We start from the raw sequence: 20,571 nt of genomic DNA, 5'->3' as shown, positions 1-20,571 counted from the left end.
TTCGTCAAATGTGCATGCAAGCATGCCCACTTGACTCATTGCTCGCGGGAATAAAGCCCTGCCCGGCAGAATTGCATATCTGCCGGGCAGGGCTTTTTTCGGAAATTTTCGGAGATACCGGTCAGTCCCGTCAAGCCGGATACACGTCGGTCCTGCCGTCCTGGAAGATGGCCAGGAGGTTCTGCCCGTCCGCTGCGGGGCAGGTGATCTCAAAGGCATGGGCCGTGGTGCCGATCCGGTAGGCGAGATCCCGTACCGTCCTGTTCTCCTGGCAGGGAGCGATCCTGGCCAGGATTTCTTTTAATGTCTCCATGTCATCCGTATAGCTGCCCGTCTCGTCCAGGCAGAACTGCTGGGCATAATAGAGCTTGCGCAGCTCCCATTTGCGGCCCTCGTCCTCCGGGATCCGGAAATCACCCGCCTCCTGCCCCTTCTCCGCGAAGAACACAAAGGCCCAGAGCTCCGGATAATGGATATTGATCACCCCGGTGGGGGCCCAGACCCAGTTGTCCTCGGGCAGGGGTCTGCCTGTCTCCGGGCAGATGCGCTTCTTAAACTGCCCTCCCTCCACGTCCACCTTCCACTGCACCCTGGAGAAATTCATGCGGTAATACTCCCCCGGCACAGGCGGGCGCTTCTGCGCCGCGCACTCCTGCAGGGCGGCGAAGGGGATGACCACCTCCACAGACCAGGAGCGGTTGTGGGATCCGGGCTCATTCAGCCTTCCGTCGATGTAAACGGCAGAGCGCATTCCGTGGAACTCATATCCGTTTATCGGCTTTCCGCCGTCCCGATAGGCCTTGGTCAGCAGCAGGTCCCAGGTGGTGTTTAGGGCATTCATCTCATATTCGAAATAGGCCTGGGTATCGGAATCCGGATCGATGAAAATCTCGAAATCGTTGTCCTGGAAGATGACGCAGTCATGCTCCAGCTGGTGGGCCCAGATCTCGTCTCCCTCCAGCACTGCGCCGATGTATAGGTTCTCACGGTCCCAGGCCATCTTGGCCCTGGTGCGGAACCTGGGTATGGGGCGGATCGCCCCCTCGATGTCCGGGAAGTCCTCCGTGAAGGGGATGTCCCTCCAGAACTCCTTGTCCAGGCGTCCGTCCAGGGTGAACGCCTTGTCGTTGAACCGGCAGGCGTACACCGGGGGCTGGAAGCCCAGCGCCGGGACAGGGATGCGGTATTGTGTGCTCATATATGCGTCCTCTCTTTCTTTTGGTCCTGCATCCTGTGGATATGACCTTGCGTGTCAGCATTATACCATTGAGGCAGAGAGAAGTAAACCCACTACCTTCTATTGTAAAGTAAGTTAACAAAATATTAAAGGCAATCACACAGGAAACTGTCCGATTCCTTTTCGTCATTTACCGAAAATAGGGCAAATTGGCAGAATATAAGACTGAAACCGAGCCGAAATCGAAATCGGGAAAAAATGCTTTGGATAATATATACAAAAAAACGGCCCGATTTTAGAAAAAAGATACAGTAATTTTTCATATAATTAACAAAAAGAAAATTTTTGTTAAATTCATCTTGACATTTTGATTATTAAAATCATACAATAGACACAGGTGCTATGCCACTCAAAATATGCAAAGGGGTGAACATATGAAAACGAAAGGAAAACAAACAGGTTCCATCCAACCCAGAAAGCGTAGTTTTCTGGAGACACTGAAGAAGGACTGGTCACTGTGGACGTTCTGTATCCCGGGAATCATCCTGACCTTCATTTTCAGCTACATTCCCATGTACGGCGTGCAGATCGCGTTCCGCAGGTTCAACGCCAAGCAGGGAGTCTGGGGGAGCCCATGGGTAGGGCTGCGCTATTTCCAGCGCTTCATCGATTCGCCGTATTTTGTGAGGACAGTGTCGAATACATTGATCCTGAGCATCTACGGCCTGATCGTATCCTTCCCTATCCCGATTCTACTGGCGCTGATGCTCAACGCGTTCCGGCATAAGAGATACCGGAAGGTGATTCAGACCATTACATACGCGCCGAACTTCATCTCCACCATCGTCATGTGCGGTATGTTGATTCTGTTCCTGTCGCCCAGCGTGGGTATCATCAACACCGTGATCAAGAGCTTTGGCGGGGAAGCGATCAATTTCATGGCAAAGAAAGAGTACTGGAGACATCTGTATGTCTGGTCCGGGGTATGGCAGGGCATGGGATGGAGCTCCGTTATCTATTTCGCGGCGCTGTCCGGCATCAGCCCGGAGCTGCACGAGGCGGCGAAATGCGACGGCGCCACCAAGTTCCAGATTATACGCTATATCGACTTCCCGTCGATCCTGCCCACGGCTACAATCCAGCTGATCCTAAGCTGCGGCAGCATCCTTTCCATCGGATTCGAGAAAGCCTTTGCACTGCAGAACGACCTGAACACATCGGTTTCGGAAATCATATCCACCTACGTGTACAAGGTCGGTATGATCGACAACAATATGTCCTACTCGTCCGCTATCGGCCTGTTCAATACAATGGTCAATCTGGTAATCCTCATAATCGTCAATAAGGCGGCAGATAAGATGTCCGGCACGAGCTTATTCTAGGCAGGGGGGTGAGAACATGAAAAAAGAGAGAGAAATCGAAGTGGAAAAAAATATACGCCGCTGTAAGGAGGATGTGATTTTCGATACGATCATCTTCATCATCCTTACCGCGCTGCTGCTGATCGTGGCATATCCGCTGTGGTGGGTCATCATATCCTCCATCAGCGATCCCAAGGCCGTATCCGGCGGCCAGGTGGTATGGCACCCCGTGGGGCTCACCTTCAGAGGCTACCTGGAAGTGTTCGAGGATAAACTGATTGTGCGCAGCTTCTTCAATTCCGTGCTGTACACGGTGTGCGGCGTGCTGGTGAACCTGGCGGTGACCCTGCCCACAGCCTACGCGCTGTCCAGAGACAGGTTCTCCGGCAAGAAAATCGTCACCATATTCTACGTCATCACCATGTTCTTCGGGGGCGGCCTGATTCCTACCTACCTGGTAGTGCAGGCATGCGGACTCCTGGACACCATGTGGGCCCTGATCCTTCCCGGCTCCCTGAGCGTGTACAACATGATCGTGGCCAGGACTTTCTTCAAGTCCAATATTTCGGAGGAGCTCTATGAGGCGGCGGAGATTGACGGCTGTACACAGGGCAGGTTCTTCTTCCAGATTGCCCTCCCCCTGTCGGGAGCCATCACGGCCATCATGGTGCTGTACTATGGCGTGGGCCACTGGAACTCATACTTCTCCGCATTGATCTACATGTCCGACCAGAATAAGTTCCCGCTGCAGCTGGTGCTGCGCAGCATCCTGATCACCAACGAGGCGGCGCTGCAGCAGGCGGCCAGCACACCGGAGGCCAGGGAAGCCCTAAACGCCAAGAAGGAGCTGGTGGAGCTGATGAAGTATTCCCTGATCATCATAAGCAGTATCCCTGTGCTGGTGTTGTATCCTTTCATCCAGAGGCATTTCGTCAAGGGCGTCATGATCGGATCCGTAAAGGGTTGATGGTCAGATATGAAACGAGCAAAAAGATATGGTATCGAGGCGGTGAAGGCCGCTTGGTATAAAAAAGAAAAGGAGAGTGTTATTATGAAAAGAAAGTTAGTAGCGGTACTGCTGCTGGCGGCAATGTCAGTCACTTCGCTGGCAGGCTGCGGCAGCGATGGCGGTTCCGGCAATGACGCGGAATCATCCAGGGGGGGTAGCGAAGCGGATGATGCCGGGGATGCGGACGATGCCGGGGACGCGGCAGACGGAGAATCCTCCGCGGAGGCCGCAGAGGTGGACGCGGACGGCAAGGTGAACGGAATTATGTATGCGGAGGGACTTCCCATCGTAGACGAGGGAGCTTATACCTTCTCCATCTTCTGTGACGACTCCAGCTCCACCGGCGAGTTCTACATGCTGAATGAGTTCGAGAAGCAGACAAACGTGAAGGTAGATTTGCAGATTTTTGCCAATGAGAATGCCACAGAGAAGATGAACCTGGCTCTGAACTCTGGTGATTACGCAGATGTAATCGGCGGCTGGATTCTGGATGACTCCAAAATCCTGACCTACGGTGTGGAGCAGGGCGTGTTCATCCCCCTGGAGGACATCTTTGCGCAGTATTGCCCCAGAATCATGGAGATTCTGGATCTCCCCGGCGTTAGGGAGAAGATGACCGCGCCCGACGGACATATCTATACGATTCCCTATGTGTGCGGCGACACCAGCGTAGGCTACAGCCCTTTCATCAACGGCCGCTGGTTGGAGAACGTTGGCATGGAGATGCCTACCACTACAGAGGAGTTCGAGGCAGTTCTGACAGCATTCAAGGAGCAGGATGCCAACGGTAACGGAGATGCCACCGATGAAATCCCCTTCTCCGCAGACCCTAACAACAAGCATCTGGAAGCTATGACCGGCTATTTCGGGCTGCCCATGGACAAGACCGGCTTTGGCCTGAAGGACGAGCAGGTGGTCTACGCGGCAATGAGCAGCGAGTACAGGGAGTGCCTGAGCTGGCTCAGCGGCATGTATGCCAAGGGCCTGATCGACCAGGAAATCTTCACCCAGGACAGCGCTACCTGGGAGGGCAAGGGCAACAAGGACATGTATGGCGTATCCATCGCCTACGGCTCCAGCGAGTTCTCCGGAATCCCTCAGTCTCCTGAGAAGAGCGAGTTCGACGTCATGCCTGTATTGAACACCGCGAACGGTGGCATCTGGCTGCGCGACACGCCGGGCAACTCCGTGTACAGGACACAGGCTGTCATCACCGACAAGGCTGAGCATCCCGAAATCATCGCAAGGTGGTTCGACAACGCGTTCGAGCTGGAGAACGGCATCGGCTGCAACAGAGGCCCTGTGGGTGTCGTGACCTTCAAGGAGGAGGGAACGGATCAGTACCGTGCAATCGACGTCAATACACTGGATGCTGAAACCCAGGAAAAGGTGGGCTGGTCCAACCTGTGGCCTCAGTCCCTGCCCAAGTTCCTTCCGATCGGCTACAAGTTCCTTGAGGACAACCCGAACTATGACGAGAAGAAGGCCGTGGAGACTACATATGAGCCCAACCTGACCAAGGAAGTCATTCCTTCTTCCTGGATTAATCAGGATGACGTGGAGATGTACTCCGAGTATGCTTCCGCCATCAGGGATTACTTCAGCCAGAATCAGGCAAGGTTCATCTCCGGCGAGCAGGATGTCAATGACGATGCGGTATGGGAAGAGTACAAGGCAGGCTTCGAGGGCCTTGGACTTGACGAGTACCTGAGAATTAAGGGTGTTGAGACCATAGCTGAATAATCGTATCGCAAGCGAAAGAGGGTCGTAGCCTTGGCTGCGGCCCTTTTTTCCAAAACATGCCGGGGATTCATAGAAGCCCGCAAGTAAAGGGCTTAATGTAAGATGTAACCTATTTGTGACAAAACGTGATTCACAGGAAAGACGCAATATATTATAATGATGGAGGAAACCCGGGAACAGCAGCCTGGGGATTCCGAGAGTATATTAATGTGACAAGGAGGTTCATACTATGAGCAAAATCATTGGAAATGCTCTGCCGGGGATACCCTGGCAGGAGAAGCCCGAAGGATTCGACAAGCCCGTATGGCGCTATTCCCAGAATCCGATCATCGGCAGACATGACACTCCCATTTCCAACAGTATCTTCAACAGCGCGGTGGTGCCCTTCGGGGACGGCTACGCAGGGGTCTTCCGCTGCGACAGCATGTCCGTGAGCATGGACATCTTCGTGGGCTTCAGCAAGGATGCCATCCACTGGGACATCAGCTATGAGCCGATCACCTTCGTGGGCGAGGATCCTGAGGTGACGAAGCGGGAGTACCGTTACGACCCCAGGGTGGTGTGGATCGAGGACCGCTACTATGTGACCTGGTGCAACGGCTATCACGGCCCCACCATCGGCGTAGGCTACACCTTTGACTTCAAGACATTCTATCAGCTGGAGAATGCCTTCCTGCCCTACAACAGGAACGGCGTCCTCTTCCCCAGGAAGATAAACGGCCGCTACATGATGCTGTCCAGGCCCAGCGACACGGGACATACGCCCTTCGGCGACATCTTCTTAAGCCAGAGCCCGGATCTGGAGTTCTGGGGACACCACAGGTTCGTCATGGGCACCTACGGCGGGGACTTCTCCGCATGGCAGTCCATGAAGATTGGCCCCGGCCCCTGCCCCATCGAGACGGACGAGGGGTGGCTCCTGATCTACCACGGCGTGCTCCGCACCTGCAGCGGCTATGTGTACCGCATGGGCTGCGCATTGCTTGACCTGGAGGAGCCCTGGAAGGTGAAGCAGCGCTCCAGGTACTATCTGCTGGCGCCGGAAGAGCTCTACGAGCAGAACGGTGACGTGCCCAATGTGGTGTTCCCCTGCGCTGCGCTGACGGACGCGGAGACCGGGCGCATCGCCATCTACTACGGCTGCGCCGACACAGTGACAGGCCTGGCCTTCACCACGGTGGACGAGCTGATGGGCTGGATGAAGAAATATCCGCTAATCTGAATCTGAGAGACATGAGACTATGAACCGGAGGCATCCGTGCATCACCCGACGGGCCTCCGGGGAGACGATGTTCGTCCCTGCCGTCATGCGCCGGCATTCCGGAAGAATCTACGGCCTTTGCCCGATTGGCCGTCTGGAAAAGCGTAAGAAGCGGCGGGGACCTTCGGGAAGATATTATCTGAGGAAGTGGAGGAAGCCTCCGGGGGAAAGGCATTGCCTTCCGGAGGCATGCAATAATTATGGAAGAAGTGCTACAGAACGAGGAGGCCCTGCAGGAAGAGCAGGCCGCGGAGGAGATGGTAGTGGACGGCGTCCACAATTACAGCACGGAGGAGGCCTATGTATGGCCTGAGGATCCCAAGGTGCTGAAGAAACTGGAGTGGTTCCGGGACCAGAAGCTGGGCCTGATGATGCACTGGGGCCCCTATTCCCAGCTGGGCGTGGTGGAGTCCTGGGCCCTGAGCGACGGGGACGCGGACTGGTCCAGGGGCGGCATCGACTGGGAGGTGACCGGGGAGGAGTTCAAGGAGGAGTATTTCGGCCTGAACAGGACCTTCAACCCCCTGCGCTTCGAGCCGGAGAAATGGGCCGACCTGGCCAAAGAGGCGGGCATGCGCTATGTCCTGTTCACCACCAAGCACCACGACGGGTTCTGCATGTGGGATACACAGTATTCCGATTACAAGATAACGGCAGAAGACTGCCCCTTCCACACCCACAAGTACGCGGACATCTGCGCCCATTTATTTGAATCCTTCCGCAAGCGGGGAATCGGCATCTCCGCCTATTTCTCCAAGGCGGACTGGCATGTGGACAGCTACTGGAAGGACGACACCCCCAGGGGGAAATTCAAGTACAGGGGCCCCTCCTACGACCCTAAGGAGAATCCCGAGGAGTGGGAGCGGTTCGTGACCTTCACCCAGAACCAGATCAGGGAGCTGGGGACGAACTACGGCAAGCTGGACGCCATGTGGTTCGACGCGGGCTGGGTGCATCCCGGGAACGGCCAGGACATCCGCCTGGGCGAGGTAATCGAGGAGATCCGCAAGATCCAGCCGGGGATGCTCTGCGCGGACAGGACGATCGGCGGGCCTTACGAGAACTACGTGACACCGGAGCAGTGCGTGCCGGATGAGCCCCTGTCCATTCCCTGGGAGAGCTGCATCACTTTGGGCACCAGCTTCTCCTTCCGGTACGAGGATGCTTACAAGTCCCCCAGAGAGGTGATCAACCTTCTGATCGACATCGTGGTGAAGGGCGGGAACCTGGCCATCAACGTAGGGCCCCAGCCCGACGGACGGCTGCCGGAGGGCGCGGTGCGTACCCTGAAGGGCATGGGAGAGTGGCTGGGCAGGTACGGCGAGGCCATATACGGCACCCGGGTGTGCGCGCCCTACAAGAAGGACGGCATCGGATTCACCCAGAAGGACGGCGCTGTCTACGCCATCCAGGGCTTCGAGAGCGAGGATGGGCCTGTGGAGGACAAGGTCTGGATTCCCTATACCGGAGAATTCCGGGAGGTCACGGCCATGGGGGACGAGAGGGTCGTATCCGTGGAGAGAGAGACGGATGGCTTCTATGTGACGCTGGAGCAGAGCGGTGACAGAAAAGCGCCGATTGCCAGGGTGTTCTGTCTGAGATGACGGCGGCATCCTGCGGGAGGTAATGGCCGGTACGGCAGAATGATAGGACGAGATGCGGCCAGGCCTGGCGAATATGCCGGTAAGGCCGCATTTTTGCTCAATTTTGCTAGTATTGTTAAAGCTGTTGCTAAGAAAAGTTAAATATGTTAAAATGGGGATAAAGATACAACGGTATGGCAAGAGAGAAGAAATCTATGAACAAAGTAACGATGCAGGATATCGCCGATGCATTGGGGATATCGCGGGTCACCGTGTGGAAGGTATTCAACAACTATACAAATGTGTCTGCAAGCGTTCGCGAAAAGGTTCTGCTAAAGGCAAAGGAGCTGGGCTATACGAAGGGGCTTGCGGAGGTTGACGACGGGGTTCTGGAGAAGAACGTCTCCTTGATCGTGTCCAGGCCCAACTCGTCCACTTTCTGGACCACCATCATACATCGGGCGGCCCAGGAGCTGTCCCGCCACAATGTGAATCTCATGTATACCTATGTGCCGTCCAACTATTCCGAGGATTTCAGGATGCCATCCGTATTGTCCAACGGGACGGTGCAGGGGGCTATTGTCCTGAATGTGTACGACAAGCGGATGATAGGGCAGATCAGCCAGCTGAGCATTCCGAAGGTATTCCTGGATACCGTGCCGGAAATCCAGTTCGGGGAGCTGCAGGGGGACCTGGTCCTGCTGGAGGGCTTCCACAGCACGTACCAGATCACGAAATCCGTGGTGGAGAGGGGATTGAAGAGGATCGGATTCGTGGGGGACATCCAGTATGCCCGCACGAACTATGACCGATTCGAGGGGTTCTGTCGATGCATGGAAGACCATGGACTGCTTGTGGAGAAGGAGCTGTGCCTTACGGGCCGGATCGGCATCTTTTCTTATAGCAGGGAGATAAACGGCTTTCTGGATTCCCTGGAAAGGCTGCCGGACGCCTTCATCTGCGCCAGCGATTTCATCGCCCATACCATGCAGCTCTACTTTGCGGAGCACAGGGAGCGGATTCCGGAGGGAATCGTGGTGACGGGGTATGACGGACGGGATGAATATGCCGTGGGCAAGCTGATCACCACGGCGGAGGTGCAGACCGGGGTGCTGGGGAAGCGCCTGGCCATGCAGATCGTCTACCGTATGGAGCATGGGGACGCGCCCTATGAGCTGACTTATGTGAACCCGCCGGTGATATACCGGGATTCCGTATTGCGGGGGTAAAATGCGGCATGCTATAGCATATTATACTGCATAACGCTGAATACTGCCTATTGCAATCATGTGATTGAACCAGTCAGCGTTATGCAGTCTGGTTTCATGGCAAGTGAAATCGTTAAGCAGTATAAGGAAAAGGCACGGGAAACGGGGATACCTTACATGGAAAAGGAATACGAGAACCACATCCTCTATCACTATACGGACTACCAGGCTCTGGACGGCATGCTCCACCATGCCCAGCTGCGGGTGAACAATGTGCTGAATATGAACGATGCCGCGGAAATGCGTTACTTTATGGACGGCCTGTGCGATGCGGTGGCGAAGCGCCTGGAAAGCGAAGGGGATATACAGCGGGCAGAGCGGGTAAGGGAGCTTTTCCAGGAGGAGCTGAAGAAGGAATTCTACTACTCCGCCTACGCGGCGTGCTTCTCCCTCCACCGGGACGACGCGGCCCAGTGGGAGCGGTACGGGAACCGGGGCAGGGGCGTATGCATCGCTTTCCAGGGCAGGCATCTGGAGAGGATGGCCACAGGGGCATTGTCCCTCCAGACCGTGTTCTACCAAGACGACATGGCCGGCCATAACCTGACCGGGGTGTTCTACCGCCTGGTGAAGCGGGGGAAGGAGCTGTCCCTGACGAACCCGGACATCAAGAAGGCCATGAACTACGCCTGGAGCTGCTCCGCTGCCTTCAAGCATCCCTCGTTTCTCTCGGAGCGGGAGGTAAGGCTGGTGGTCTCTCCCTTCGTGAAGGAATACTTTGAGGTGGAGCCATGCTATCATATCACCACGGAGCGGATCAAGAAATACTATCCCCTGGATCTGATGGGCATGTGCGGGAAGATCGGGATAGGGCTGGAGGAGCTGGTGCCGGAGATCATCATAGGGCCGGAATCCACCCAGTCCAAGTCAATCCTGCAGGATTACCTGCGGGACAACGGGCTGGAGGAGCTAGCGGGGAAAGTGGCTTTGTCGAAATGCCCGCTGCGGAGGCCGGGGTGATTTTTTGCTGGAATATTGCATTGTACTGCCCTAATGATTCCTGATTTGGAGATTGTACGGATGAAAGCGGGGGACGGGTATGGAGCGGTGCGGGAGGATTCTGTCCCGCGCCCCTGTCCATAACCATGGAAGAAATGACTATATTACTGTAATACATTGACATCGGATGTGCGGGGCTGTCCCATGGGGAGCGAAGTATCGCTGGGCCACCAGGTATCGTCGGCATCGATGCTGACGGTCAGGCTCTGTCCGATGTACTGCTCCAGCCCATCGGCTCCGGTGACGTCAATCAGGCTGACCTCTCCCTCATAGCTGCCCGATCCGTCCCCGCTGCGCAGCGTCATACCCTGGGGCGTATCCAGCACAATCAGCCAGTATGTCTCCCCCTGGTCGCTGCCAGGATTTGGATCGGGGATTTCCTGAAGCGCAAGGACATCGCTGTAGCTGTAGGCTCCAAGCGTCCCCGTGAACACGATACGGTCTCCGTCCGTGGGCTGTGCGGGTTCGGTGTCCTGGGCATCCTCCGGCTCTGTAGGTGCAGGTTCCGCAGGCGCTGCGCCCGGCGTCCAACTGTCCAGGGCAGCGGTGTCGCCGATGTCGTGCCAGTCTATGTCCAGAAAGCCGATTTCATCCGCAGCCATGTCCGTATCGTCAAAGATATTGCCCTCCCAGATAACTTCGCTCCGGAGCCTGTCACCGTCCAGGGTGGTGCGCGAGGTGGAGCCCATGCCAGTCCCGCTGCTGAACTCTGTGCTCAGAAGGCCGTTCCCGTCCCCTGCGGCGGAGAGGCTGCCCCTATACCCTCCGGCGCCGCCCACTCCCTCTGACAGCGTATCAGCGGCCTGGAGGACGCTGTCGCTGTCTGTGTCGTACTGGAATACCAGGATGGAGCTGATTCCGAAGGCAGTGTCCTGCTCCAGGAGGAGGGCGGGCGCCTCTGCACCCGGCGTCATGGGCACCAACGCGTACCGATAAGCGCCTGTAGGTTCATCCGCGGAATCGTAGTCATACGTATCTGCCTGGCTGACGATGGCACGGTACTGTTCCAGGGCCAGTTCCACCGGACCTGCCGGATGGAGGATGTCCAGGCCGGAGGCCTCCAGGATGGCCTGGGCAAGGGCGCTGTCCAGTTCCACCTCTTCCACGATGAAGGCGGGGACATCTTTTGCGGTAAAGGGCTGCACCTCAATCTGTCCGTTTTCTGTCATGGAAGCCATCTCCCCGGCGGACACCTGAGAAGTCTGGCTCCCGGCGGAGCATTCCACCTTTCCCTCCAGCAGATAGAGGTTCATTTGGCTTTCATCCGGCACCTCCACCCAGCCGCAGGTGCCGCGGATGCCCACCACCATGCTGGAAGAGCGGATATCCATGGTCTCATCCTCAGCCAGAGGTTCGGTGACATTAAAGAACAGGGAGCCGGACTTGACTTCGATTTCCAGTTGCCTGTCCTCTTTCTGGATGGCAATCTCGCTGTTCTGGTCCATTTTGGTCAGCTTCACGCTGTCCAGGTCGATCCAGGCGAAGCTCTCCAGGCGGGTGTCCACTCCGTAGCCGCTGTACAGCCCCAGATTTTCCAGCAGAGCCACGTCCTCCCCGTCACCGTCGGAGACGGCTACCTGCCCGCTGGTGCGCATCAGGTGCATGGTGGTGGCCTTTGCGCCGCTCCCGCCGCAGGCGGTGAGGGCCGCCAGTTGGGACAATATCAGAAGCAGAACGGTTCCCTGTTTGGCGAGCAGGGATTTTTTATGTTTTCGAATCATTGGGGTGTTTCTCCTTTGCGTTACGATGTGTTTATTTGTATGACATTCGTGATAAAGTATAGCATCCGGGTCTGTGGTTGTCAAATCTGCTTCTGTGTGTGGGCAGCTTTGACGCTTAAACTTTTATATCTTCTCTTAGAGCATCAGGATTTTTTGTTTTCCCCACTCTGCCCGATATGCTTCTTTATCTGTTCCCTTCCGTCCCGCCATCACCCCCTTCCAACGCTCTGCCTTACTCTGGCTCCAGCCTGATCTGGATTCTTCTTGCAATCTCTTCCCTGTTTTCTTTCAGCCGCACTTTCTTGAATGATTCCAGCACCCTCTGATGCCTCTGCTCCCTGCTCTGTCTGCTCTGGCTCCACAGCTTCTCCCATGCTTCCATGGCCTGCGCCACCATGTGGCCGATCTGCGTCAGGTAATAATGGTTCTTCATCGCCTGGTAGTCTTTACTGTACTGATGCTCCAGATGGTACCCCTGCCTCTTCTGCGTGTTGAACCCCTCGTTCTCTATCTTCCACCGCATCCTTCCTCTTTGCACCAGGTTCGCCACGTTCTTCCTGCCCACAGGAAAATCCGTGGCGAACCAGAAGCACTTCTGCTCCTCCTCGGTCTCCCCTTTTCGCTTCCCTTTTTTATAAACACGCTTCCTGTATGACCCGTATTCCACCAGGTTCACATGGTTTCACAGTCCTGATTTTCCATCTCTTTCCTGTCCTCGTTCTCCACGAATTCCGTCTGGAAGCTTACGATGATTTTTGGATGCAGCACCAGCTTCGCTTCCAGGACATAATAATAGCTTTCCTGGTACTCGTCCTCCGTCCCTTTCTGGTGGATGCGGTACAGGCTATTTCCATCCAGCTCCCCCCGCGTGCTGTATAGCTGCGTCCCGTCGATGATGACCTGCCGGTACTTCCCCCTGATGCGCATGTCCTCAAAGGCACGGCTGCGCAGCAGTCTGCTGCACAGGCTGTTTATGGCCTCCTATAGCCCACATGGGTCCATCCGCTTCAGATAGTGGTCGATGGCCTCCCAGTATGGGAGTTCGTCCACGGCCGGCTCCTCCCCACAAAGGCTCCACACATTTTCAATTACCGTGTCCGAATTGAATTCTTCACTTGTCTTCCTCATGCTGCTGATGTAGAATATAGAGGAAAGGATGCGGGTCATCAGCAGGACCGCCCCGGGGTATGTGGTATAGCTCTGGTTCCTTGGGTCTGGGAGCTTCTTCAGCAGCGGCACAAGGCCTGGGAAGAAGTGCCGGATCAGCTTTGCCAGTTCGCATGCGAGCTCCAACTGCTCCAGGTGTTCCCTTGTATCCTTTCGCATTATTTTTATTCCTGCTTCATGGTAAGACCTCCTCTCTTTTATGGGTGTGCGAAAAAATAGTTTTTTGGTCAATTCTATTATCTCGCATTTTCCCATAAAAAGGGAGGTTTTTTTATGAAATATTTTTGAGCGTCAAAGCTGTTTGACTTTTCTGTTTATGGACAAATGTCAGTGGAAAATGATATGATAGAAGATGGAAAACACAGGACAGATTTCATCTATCACTAAAAAATAAAGTAGAAAGGAAGGCATGAAATGAACTTAACAGCGAAAGAAAAGATTTCATACGGCATCGGGGCAGTGGGGAAGGATATGGTCTACATGCTGACAGCCAGCTATATTCTGTACTTTTATGAAGATATCCTGGGAGTCAGCGCGGTGTTCACCGGCATTCTGCTGCTGGCGGCCAGGGTGTTCGACGCAGCTAACGACCCGGTGATGGGGATATTGGTGGCCAGGACGAAGAGCAGGTTCGGCAGGTTCAGGCCGTGGCTTTTCAGCGGGACGATCGTCAATGCGCTGGTGCTTTACGCCATGTTCGCGGTGCCGGAGGAACTGGAGGGAAATCCCCTTCTGGTCTATATTTCCGCCGCCTACATCCTGTGGGGCGTGACCTACACCATGATGGATATCCCTTACTGGTCCATGATTCCGGCCTTTGCCAGGGACAGCAGGGAACGGGAGGGCCTTTCCACCCTGGGAAGGACATGTGCGGGCATAGGCAGCGCGCTGGTGACGGTAATCACCATGCAGGCGGTGTATCTCCTGGGAAAGGGGAACGAAAGGATCGGGTTCAAATGGTTCGCGCTGATTGTGGCGGTCTTCTTTGCCTTTACGGCAGTACTGATGTGCCTGTGCATCAAGGAGAAATCCACAGTGGACATGCCGGTAAATTCCATCGGGGACATGTTCCGGGCGCTGATTCGCAATGACCAGGCCATGACTGTGGTGATTTCCATTGTGCTGATCAACTGTTCCATTTACCTCACAAGCAATCTGGTGATTTATTTCTTTAAATATGATTTCGGCGGCGAGGGCTGGCAGAATGTCTATACCCTGTTCAATACCTTTGGCGGCGGGGTGCAGATTCTGTCCATGATGCTGCTGTATCCCCTGATTCGGAAATTTCTGTCCACCGTCCAGGTATTCCGCACTGGACTGGGCATGGCGGTATTGGGGTATGCGGTGCTGTTGATTCTGGCCTGTACGAACATGTCCAATGTGTTCCTGCTGTTCCTACCTGGCTTTTTCATCTTTGGGGCCAATGGGCTCCTGACCATATTGACCACCGTGTTTCTGGCGAACAGCGTGGATTACGGGGAGTGGAAGAACGGCAGCAGGGATGAGAGCGTGATTTTCTCCATGCAGACCTTTGTGGTGAAGCTGGCCTCCGGCGTGGCGGCGCTATTGGCATCCGTCTGCCTGGCGGTGTTCCAGATCAGTGACAATACAGAAGCGGAAGCGGTGGCTGCCGTGCAGTCTGTGATGGGGCTGCGGCTGACCATGACGGTGCTGCCGGTAATCGGCCTGGCGGCCGCGGCTTTGTTCTTTGGTAAAAAATTCCGCCTGACAGATGAAAAAATGGAAGAAATCGGGGAAGCTCTGCGGAAAGGCGCGAAGTGACCTGCCCCGTCCAGTGTCCCAGAGGATTTACGGACGCATTCCTTTCGCGGCCGGAAATTCTATGCCCATGTCCGGGTACTGGCGGGACAGATGCCAAACTTAATAAGGAGACGGAAAACCGTATGGAAATTATCACAGATACAGACTACCGGGACAGGATGGAGAAGGAAGTGGTCCCTTTTCTAAAAAAATACAGGCACAGCGGCTTCTTCTGTCCTGATAATGGTCAGGATAAAATCTATTATGAAAGCTACCGGAGGGAGGATGCAAAAGGCGTCATCGCAATGGTTCATGGGTTCTCTGAATCCGCCGAGAAATACGTTGAGATGATCTATTATTTCTTTCAGGCCGGATATCAGGTGTACATCATGGATCAGCGGGGGCATGGGCGCTCTGCCAGGGGACAGGAGGATCTGTCGCTGGTGCACATCGACCGCTTTGAACAGTATCTCTCCGATTTGGACTATCTGGCGACAGAGGTGGCAGACCGGGAAGACAAGGGGCTCCCCAGGTATCTGTACGCCCATTCCATGGGCGGCGGGATAGGCGCGGCATTCATGGAATGGCATCCTTCTGTCTTCGAGGGCGCAGTGTTGAGCTCGCCTATGATACGGCCGCTGACGGGAGGGATTCCCCTGGGCATAGCCCGGGGGATTGCCGAAATCCAGGTCATGTTGGGAAAGGGAGCAACCTACGTTCCGGGGCATCACGCTTATCGGGGGGACGAGACCTTCGAAACCAGCGCCGCCACCTCTGCGGAACGGTATGAATATTATGCCGGAAAAAGGCGCAGCCAGCCGAACTTCCAGACCAACGGCGCTTCCTATTCCTGGCTTCGGGAGGCCGCCAGAATGTCGAAATACATATTGAATAAGGAAAACTGCGGGAAAATCGTGGGGAAGGTGCTGGTGTTCCAGGCCGAACAGGACGACTATGTGGACAAAGGGGCTCAGGAAATCTTCACAGGACAGGTAAAAAGCGCCCGGATGGTGCCGATGCCAGGGACGAAGCATGAGATTTATATGAGCGATGACAGCCATATGAGGGTGTATGTGGAGGAGATTCTGGATTTTCTGGAAAAATGAGAGTGAGATGTAACGATGGCAAGCTTTTAGATGCCAGGCAGGAGGGCAGATATGGAACGGTGCGGATGGTGTCTGTGCAATGAGAAAATGGTAAAGTACCATGACGAGGAGTGGGGCGTGCCGGTGCATGACGACCGAAAGCAGTTCGAGTACCTGATGATGGAGGCCATGCAGTGCGGGCTGAACTGGAATATGATGATCCAGAAGCGGGAGATATTCCGGGAGTGTTTTGAGGGGTTCGACTTTCAGAAGGTGGCGGCCTATGGGGAGGAGGACATCCGGCGGATTCTGGATACGGAGGGGATGATTCGGTCGAGACGCAAGGTGGAAGCAGTGATCCACAACGCCCGGTGCTTCCTGAAAGTGCGGGAGGAATTCGGCACGTTTTCCGAGTATCTGTGGGGGTTCTCTAAAGGTAAGATGATTCTGTATATGGGGCATCAGAAAGGGCAGATTCCGGCGAGGAACGGGCTGTCGGACAGAATAGCGAAGGATCTGAAGAAGAGAGGATTCAAGTATCTGGGGTCGGTGACAGTTTACGCCCATCTGCAGTCCTGCGGGATGGTGAATGACCATGTGGAGGGATGCTTCCGGTACCTGGAGGTGATGGACGGGGCGGAGACGGCGCGGAAGAGACGGGATATAGAATCATGATATATTTAAGCAGCTTTCTATTTTCGGATGAAAAGGTCATCGACCCAAATATTTACCCTTATAATGTGTTCGCAGACAAGGCGGAAAGGCTGTTGTTGTTTGCCCCGATTACCGTCCTGTATGGCGAGAATGCTTCGGGGAAGTCCACCATGCTGAACATCATGGCGAATAAACTGCGGCTGGAGGGCCTGGAGTACGCCACCAGCAACCAGTATGGGAGAGTTCCCTATTTCCTGAACTTCATAAAGGGATGCAGCTACGCTCTGGGGGAAGAGGAGAACGGAAAGGCGCTGCGCCGGATTCCCCAGGGCAGCAGATATATCAAGAGCGAGGATATTCTGTACGAAATCAAGAAGATACAACAGGAGCAGATTCTGGAGGACGGGTATGTGTACGAGCATGTGCGGAGAGGGCTGGCGAAAGAGCAGAGAGAAGAATTCCGGAACTCCTATGCCACAGAACAGAAACTGGAAATCCTGAAATATGCCCAGGAAAAATACTCCAACGGAGAGACCACCCTACAGATGCTGGACGACTATATGGAGCCGGATGCCCTGTATCTGCTGGACGAGCCGGAGGTGTCGCTGTCTCCGGAAAACCAGACGAAGCTGGCGGAGAAGCTGAACCGGATGGCAAGGTTCCTGGGCTGCCAGTTCATCATATCCACCCATTCGCCTTTCATGCTGGGGACGCTGCAGGCAAAGATTTATAATCTGGACTCCAGGGATCTGGAAGTGGTGGGGTGGACGGAGCTTAAAAATGTACGGTACTTTTTTGCGTTTTTTGAGAAGCATCGGGGGCTTTTTATGGATTCTTAGCGGGGGTTTTTGACAGGTAGGAGAATGGCGTAATGGGAGCCGGAGGACGAACCGGAATTCATGTTCGGTGTGCAGAGGGAGATGCATGGGCGGAAGATTATGCGGTATGACGTGGGGGGTGGCGGCTTTTTTGGGGGATTGCGCATGGTAGCTTTGTAGCAGGAAAAGTATCCTGAAAATGAAGAGGAGGTGCTCTAAATGATTCGAATAGAGGAATATATTGATGAACTGACAGATATATTGGCAGACGCATTTGGCGAGAGACTGGTGTACATAGGATTGCAGGGCAGTTATCTTCGGAATGAAGCGATGGAAAACAGTGATATTGATATCATGGCCGTGATTGATGATATTTCGGTGGAAGATTTGGACACCTATCGACAAGCCCTTGTTTCAATCGGTAATTTTGACAAGTCCTGTGGATTTATCTGCGGCAGGGCTGATTTAAGCCATTGGAATCCCTTGGAACTATGCCATTTATTGAACACGACAAAAGATTATTACGGAGAATTGAAGAATCTTGTTCCGGCATATACCATGGAGGATGAAAGGAACTATGTCAAGTTCAGTTTGAACAATCTCTATCACGAAATTTGCCACCGTTATATACACGCTGACAGGGAGCATAATATTTCAAGGCTGCCGGTAACCTGTAAATCGGTATTTTACATTGTGCAGCATCTGCATTATCTGCGTACCGGTAATTTTGTTCCGACAAAACGGGAATTGCTGGAATGTGTGCAGGATGAGGATAAAGCTGTTCTGGAATTGAGCATTTCATTGCGGAATGATGACGGCTATGATTTTGACAGAGCTTTTTCGTTATTGTTTCGTTGGTGCCAGAGTGCGCTGGCGAGGATATGATTTTGGGCCGCGGGACTTTGCCCCGCGGCGGAGAGGCCGCCGGCGCTGCCGACCCCTCTGCCTCTGATAGTGTATCGGCGGCCTGGAGGACGCTGTTGCTGTCAGCGTCGTACTGGATTCCAGGACGGAGCTGATTCCGTATGTAGTGTCTTGCTCCAGAAGGAGCGCGGGCATGTCCGCGTCCGGCATCATGGGCGCTAAGTCGTACCGATATACGCCGGTGGATTCCTTCAGGAAACCATAGTCATAAGTATCTGCTTGGCTGACGATGGTACGGTACTGCTCCAGGGCAAGTTCCGCCGGGCCTGCCCTCTGGTGCGCGTCAGGGGCTTTTTATGATTTCGAATCATTGTCTTGTTTCTCCTTTTTATCATTATGTATTTTTATGAATTTGCTCATATCTACTATCTGATTCTGTCAAAGGCGCTCTGTATGAGAAGTATTCCTGATAATGAAATACATAAATGACTGAAAGCCGGTGGAAAATGTGGTACACCCACAGTATTAGGGTCATGTGCCAGAACACAAAACTTTGAAAAAAATGCCTGAAGAGTTGGCAAGAAGCGCTCTGTTAAGCGAAATCGAGTTCCTTTTTTGTTGCAATCAAATCGAAACTGTTGCAGTTATTTATAGGATAGTGCAATCGTTGTAAAAACCCCGCTCCGGTTGCGGAAATGCCGGATACGGAAGGGCCTGTTGCAATCATGGTGATTCGGTTGCAAAAGTAAGACAATGTATTGATAAAAATGCAACCGGATGCTATGCTTTTCCTAGATTCTACAGACATGGGACGCAGAGGAGACAGGGGGATGTACACATGGATGACCAGATACAGAAAGATTTCCTGAGAAAGCGGATGATTGAGCTTCGGGAGAAGAACCACAAGACCCAGTCCCACATGGCAGAGCTGATCGGATGCAACAAATCCACCTTATCAAGAGCGGAAAAAATCGGCGGCGACACCAGCTACAAGACCGTCCTGGGATTTGCCCATGATTACTGCGACAAACTGGGGCTCACATCCCGACAGAAAGACCAGTTCCTACGCGGAGACAGAGTCGTAGTAACAGACACGTCAGCGCTGCTGAAGAACAGCCAGCTGATAGACGAACTGAGCAGAGAATACAGCAGAGTCATCGTGCCGGATATGGTGGTGGAGGAGCTTGATTCCATCAAAGACCACAATAAAAAGCTGGCCAAAAAGGCCTGGCAGATTCTAAGGAGTATCGCTTCCGGCTCCAATTCCAATGTGGTCACAGGTCACTGCCCGGGCGGCCAGGGGAAAGGCAGGACCGGCAATCCTGACGGGCGGATTGTAAAAATGGCGGAAAAGGCCGCCGAAGAGTTCCACTGCCAGGTGGACATCATTACCTATGACGCGGGATTCGCGGCGCGGTTGAGCGGACATGCCACAGTCAAGGCCCTGTACCTTGAGGAATACATGGTCACGAAACAGAACCTGATGGACATCCAGAGCCTTAAAAAAATCAACGCCTACTACGCGGATTCCTATGAGGATATGGAGAGCGTGCCGGGGGTGACGATTCCGAACCGGGAGGACATCAACGCCTATCTGCCGGAGGGCAACACCCTGATTATCTCCGTGGTAAGGAACCGGAATAAGCCCATGAACCAGAGGAAAGAGAAAATCCGGTGGCTGATTGGGCACGGCGCGGACGTGGACAGGAGGGACTGCGGGAAATACTACTTTCCGCCCCTGTCCCACGCCATCCAGAACCGGGATTTCGAGATGTTCAGATTTCTGCTCCATGAGTGCAGAGCCAACCCCAACGTGGGCAGCAGGAACCCCTATGACGCCGGAAAGATACGGCAGAAGAATGACGGGAACATGCCCCTGATGATCGCGGCATGGGATAATCGGGTGGAATTTGTCCGGGAACTGTGCGGGGATGAGCGGATCAGCCTGAACCAGCAGGACGGGAACGGATACACGGCGCTGATGAAAGCGTGCCACTGGGGATGGCTGGAATGCCGGGACATCATCCGGGCGGCCGGGGCGGATGAAAGAATCGTGGACAGGAACGGCTACACAGATCGGAAGAGCGTCGTGTAGGGAAA

At 54.4% G+C, this 20,571-nt stretch carries 17 protein-coding genes; 12 read left to right on the top strand and 5 right to left on the bottom strand.

Annotated elements, in window-relative coordinates; genetic code table 11:
• Positions 1 to 130: 130 nt before the first annotated feature.
• A complete protein-coding gene (locus tag Q2B33_RS16160; RefSeq protein ID WP_300783185.1) occupies positions 131 to 1,198 on the bottom strand; it encodes a carbohydrate-binding family 9-like protein in 1,068 nt (355 codons plus the stop codon).
• Positions 1,199 to 1,611: 413 nt separating this feature from the next.
• On the opposite strand from Q2B33_RS16160, the gene Q2B33_RS16155 reads away from it, so the two are divergent.
• The 7 genes from Q2B33_RS16155 (at position 1,612) to Q2B33_RS16125 (ending at position 10,362) form a co-directional block, all read left to right on the top strand.
• Entirely contained in the window at positions 1,612 to 2,559 is a 948-nt protein-coding gene (locus Q2B33_RS16155) for a sugar ABC transporter permease (RefSeq protein WP_300783187.1), read from the top strand.
• Positions 2,560 to 2,575: 16 nt separating this feature from the next.
• Complete coding sequence (locus Q2B33_RS16150; protein ID WP_296457467.1) at positions 2,576 to 3,505, top strand: carbohydrate ABC transporter permease; 930 nt, start codon at positions 2,576 to 2,578, stop codon at positions 3,503 to 3,505.
• Between the two features lie 84 nt (positions 3,506 to 3,589).
• Positions 3,590 to 5,290 (top strand): extracellular solute-binding protein, encoded by a 1,701-nt coding sequence (locus tag Q2B33_RS16145; RefSeq protein ID WP_296457463.1) that lies wholly within the window; start codon positions 3,590 to 3,592, stop codon positions 5,288 to 5,290.
• A gap of 229 nt (positions 5,291 to 5,519) precedes the next feature.
• Positions 5,520 to 6,512 carry a glycoside hydrolase family 130 protein gene (locus Q2B33_RS16140; RefSeq protein WP_300783189.1) on the top strand — a complete coding sequence of 331 codons (993 nt, stop codon included), beginning with the start codon at positions 5,520 to 5,522 and terminating at the stop codon, positions 6,510 to 6,512.
• 239 nt (positions 6,513 to 6,751) lie between these two features.
• The gene (locus Q2B33_RS16135; RefSeq protein WP_300783191.1) at positions 6,752 to 8,155 is read left to right on the top strand and encodes an alpha-L-fucosidase; all 1,404 of its coding nucleotides are present in this window, start codon (positions 6,752 to 6,754) and stop codon (positions 8,153 to 8,155) included.
• Between the two features lie 194 nt (positions 8,156 to 8,349).
• Positions 8,350 to 9,363: a LacI family DNA-binding transcriptional regulator gene (locus tag Q2B33_RS16130; RefSeq protein ID WP_296457455.1), complete on the top strand. Its 1,014-nt coding sequence runs from the start codon at positions 8,350 to 8,352 to the stop codon at positions 9,361 to 9,363.
• Between the two features lie 156 nt (positions 9,364 to 9,519).
• Positions 9,520 to 10,362 carry a DUF2971 domain-containing protein gene (locus Q2B33_RS16125; protein WP_300769400.1) on the top strand — a complete coding sequence of 281 codons (843 nt, stop codon included), beginning with the start codon at positions 9,520 to 9,522 and terminating at the stop codon, positions 10,360 to 10,362.
• Between the two features lie 143 nt (positions 10,363 to 10,505).
• Here Q2B33_RS16125 and Q2B33_RS16120 read toward each other — a convergent pair whose 3' ends face one another.
• From Q2B33_RS16120 to Q2B33_RS16105, 4 genes are all read right to left on the bottom strand, one after another.
• A complete protein-coding gene (locus tag Q2B33_RS16120) occupies positions 10,506 to 12,122 on the bottom strand; it encodes a FecR domain-containing protein (protein WP_300769399.1) in 1,617 nt (538 codons plus the stop codon).
• A 232-nt stretch (positions 12,123 to 12,354) separates the two neighbouring features.
• Positions 12,355 to 12,798 (bottom strand): hypothetical protein, encoded by a 444-nt coding sequence (locus Q2B33_RS16115; RefSeq protein ID WP_300783193.1) that lies wholly within the window; start codon positions 12,796 to 12,798, stop codon positions 12,355 to 12,357.
• Positions 12,795 to 13,049: a hypothetical protein gene (locus Q2B33_RS16110; RefSeq protein WP_300769396.1), complete on the bottom strand. Its 255-nt coding sequence runs from the start codon at positions 13,047 to 13,049 to the stop codon at positions 12,795 to 12,797. Before Q2B33_RS16110 ends, Q2B33_RS16115 begins: the two co-directional genes overlap by 4 nt.
• Positions 13,050 to 13,103: 54 nt before the next feature.
• A complete protein-coding gene (locus Q2B33_RS16105; RefSeq protein WP_300795004.1) occupies positions 13,104 to 13,544 on the bottom strand; it encodes a hypothetical protein in 441 nt (146 codons plus the stop codon).
• A 159-nt stretch (positions 13,545 to 13,703) separates the two neighbouring features.
• Here Q2B33_RS16105 and Q2B33_RS16100 point away from each other — a divergent pair, with 159 nt between their 5' ends.
• The 5 genes from Q2B33_RS16100 (at position 13,704) to Q2B33_RS16080 (ending at position 18,492) form a co-directional block, all read left to right on the top strand.
• Positions 13,704 to 15,071 (top strand): glycoside-pentoside-hexuronide (GPH):cation symporter, encoded by a 1,368-nt coding sequence (locus Q2B33_RS16100; RefSeq protein WP_300914110.1) that lies wholly within the window; start codon positions 13,704 to 13,706, stop codon positions 15,069 to 15,071.
• A gap of 122 nt (positions 15,072 to 15,193) precedes the next feature.
• Entirely contained in the window at positions 15,194 to 16,156 is a 963-nt protein-coding gene (locus Q2B33_RS16095) for an alpha/beta fold hydrolase (protein WP_300783197.1), read from the top strand.
• Positions 16,157 to 16,207: 51 nt separating this feature from the next.
• A complete protein-coding gene (locus Q2B33_RS16090) occupies positions 16,208 to 16,810 on the top strand; it encodes a DNA-3-methyladenine glycosylase I (RefSeq protein ID WP_289767407.1) in 603 nt (200 codons plus the stop codon).
• Positions 16,807 to 17,628: an AAA family ATPase gene (locus Q2B33_RS16085; RefSeq protein ID WP_251207682.1), complete on the top strand. Its 822-nt coding sequence runs from the start codon at positions 16,807 to 16,809 to the stop codon at positions 17,626 to 17,628. Before Q2B33_RS16090 ends, Q2B33_RS16085 begins: the two co-directional genes overlap by 4 nt.
• Before the next feature lie 198 nt (positions 17,629 to 17,826).
• A complete protein-coding gene (locus Q2B33_RS16080; RefSeq protein WP_300783200.1) occupies positions 17,827 to 18,492 on the top strand; it encodes a nucleotidyltransferase domain-containing protein in 666 nt (221 codons plus the stop codon).
• Positions 18,493 to 20,571: the final 2,079 nt, after the last annotated feature.

It is taken from the genome of uncultured Acetatifactor sp., from assembly GCF_948601915.1.
In the GTDB taxonomy this organism is placed as follows: Bacteria; Bacillota; Clostridia; order Lachnospirales; family Lachnospiraceae; genus Acetatifactor.
This window is presented reverse-complemented; position numbering and strand designations above follow the sequence as displayed.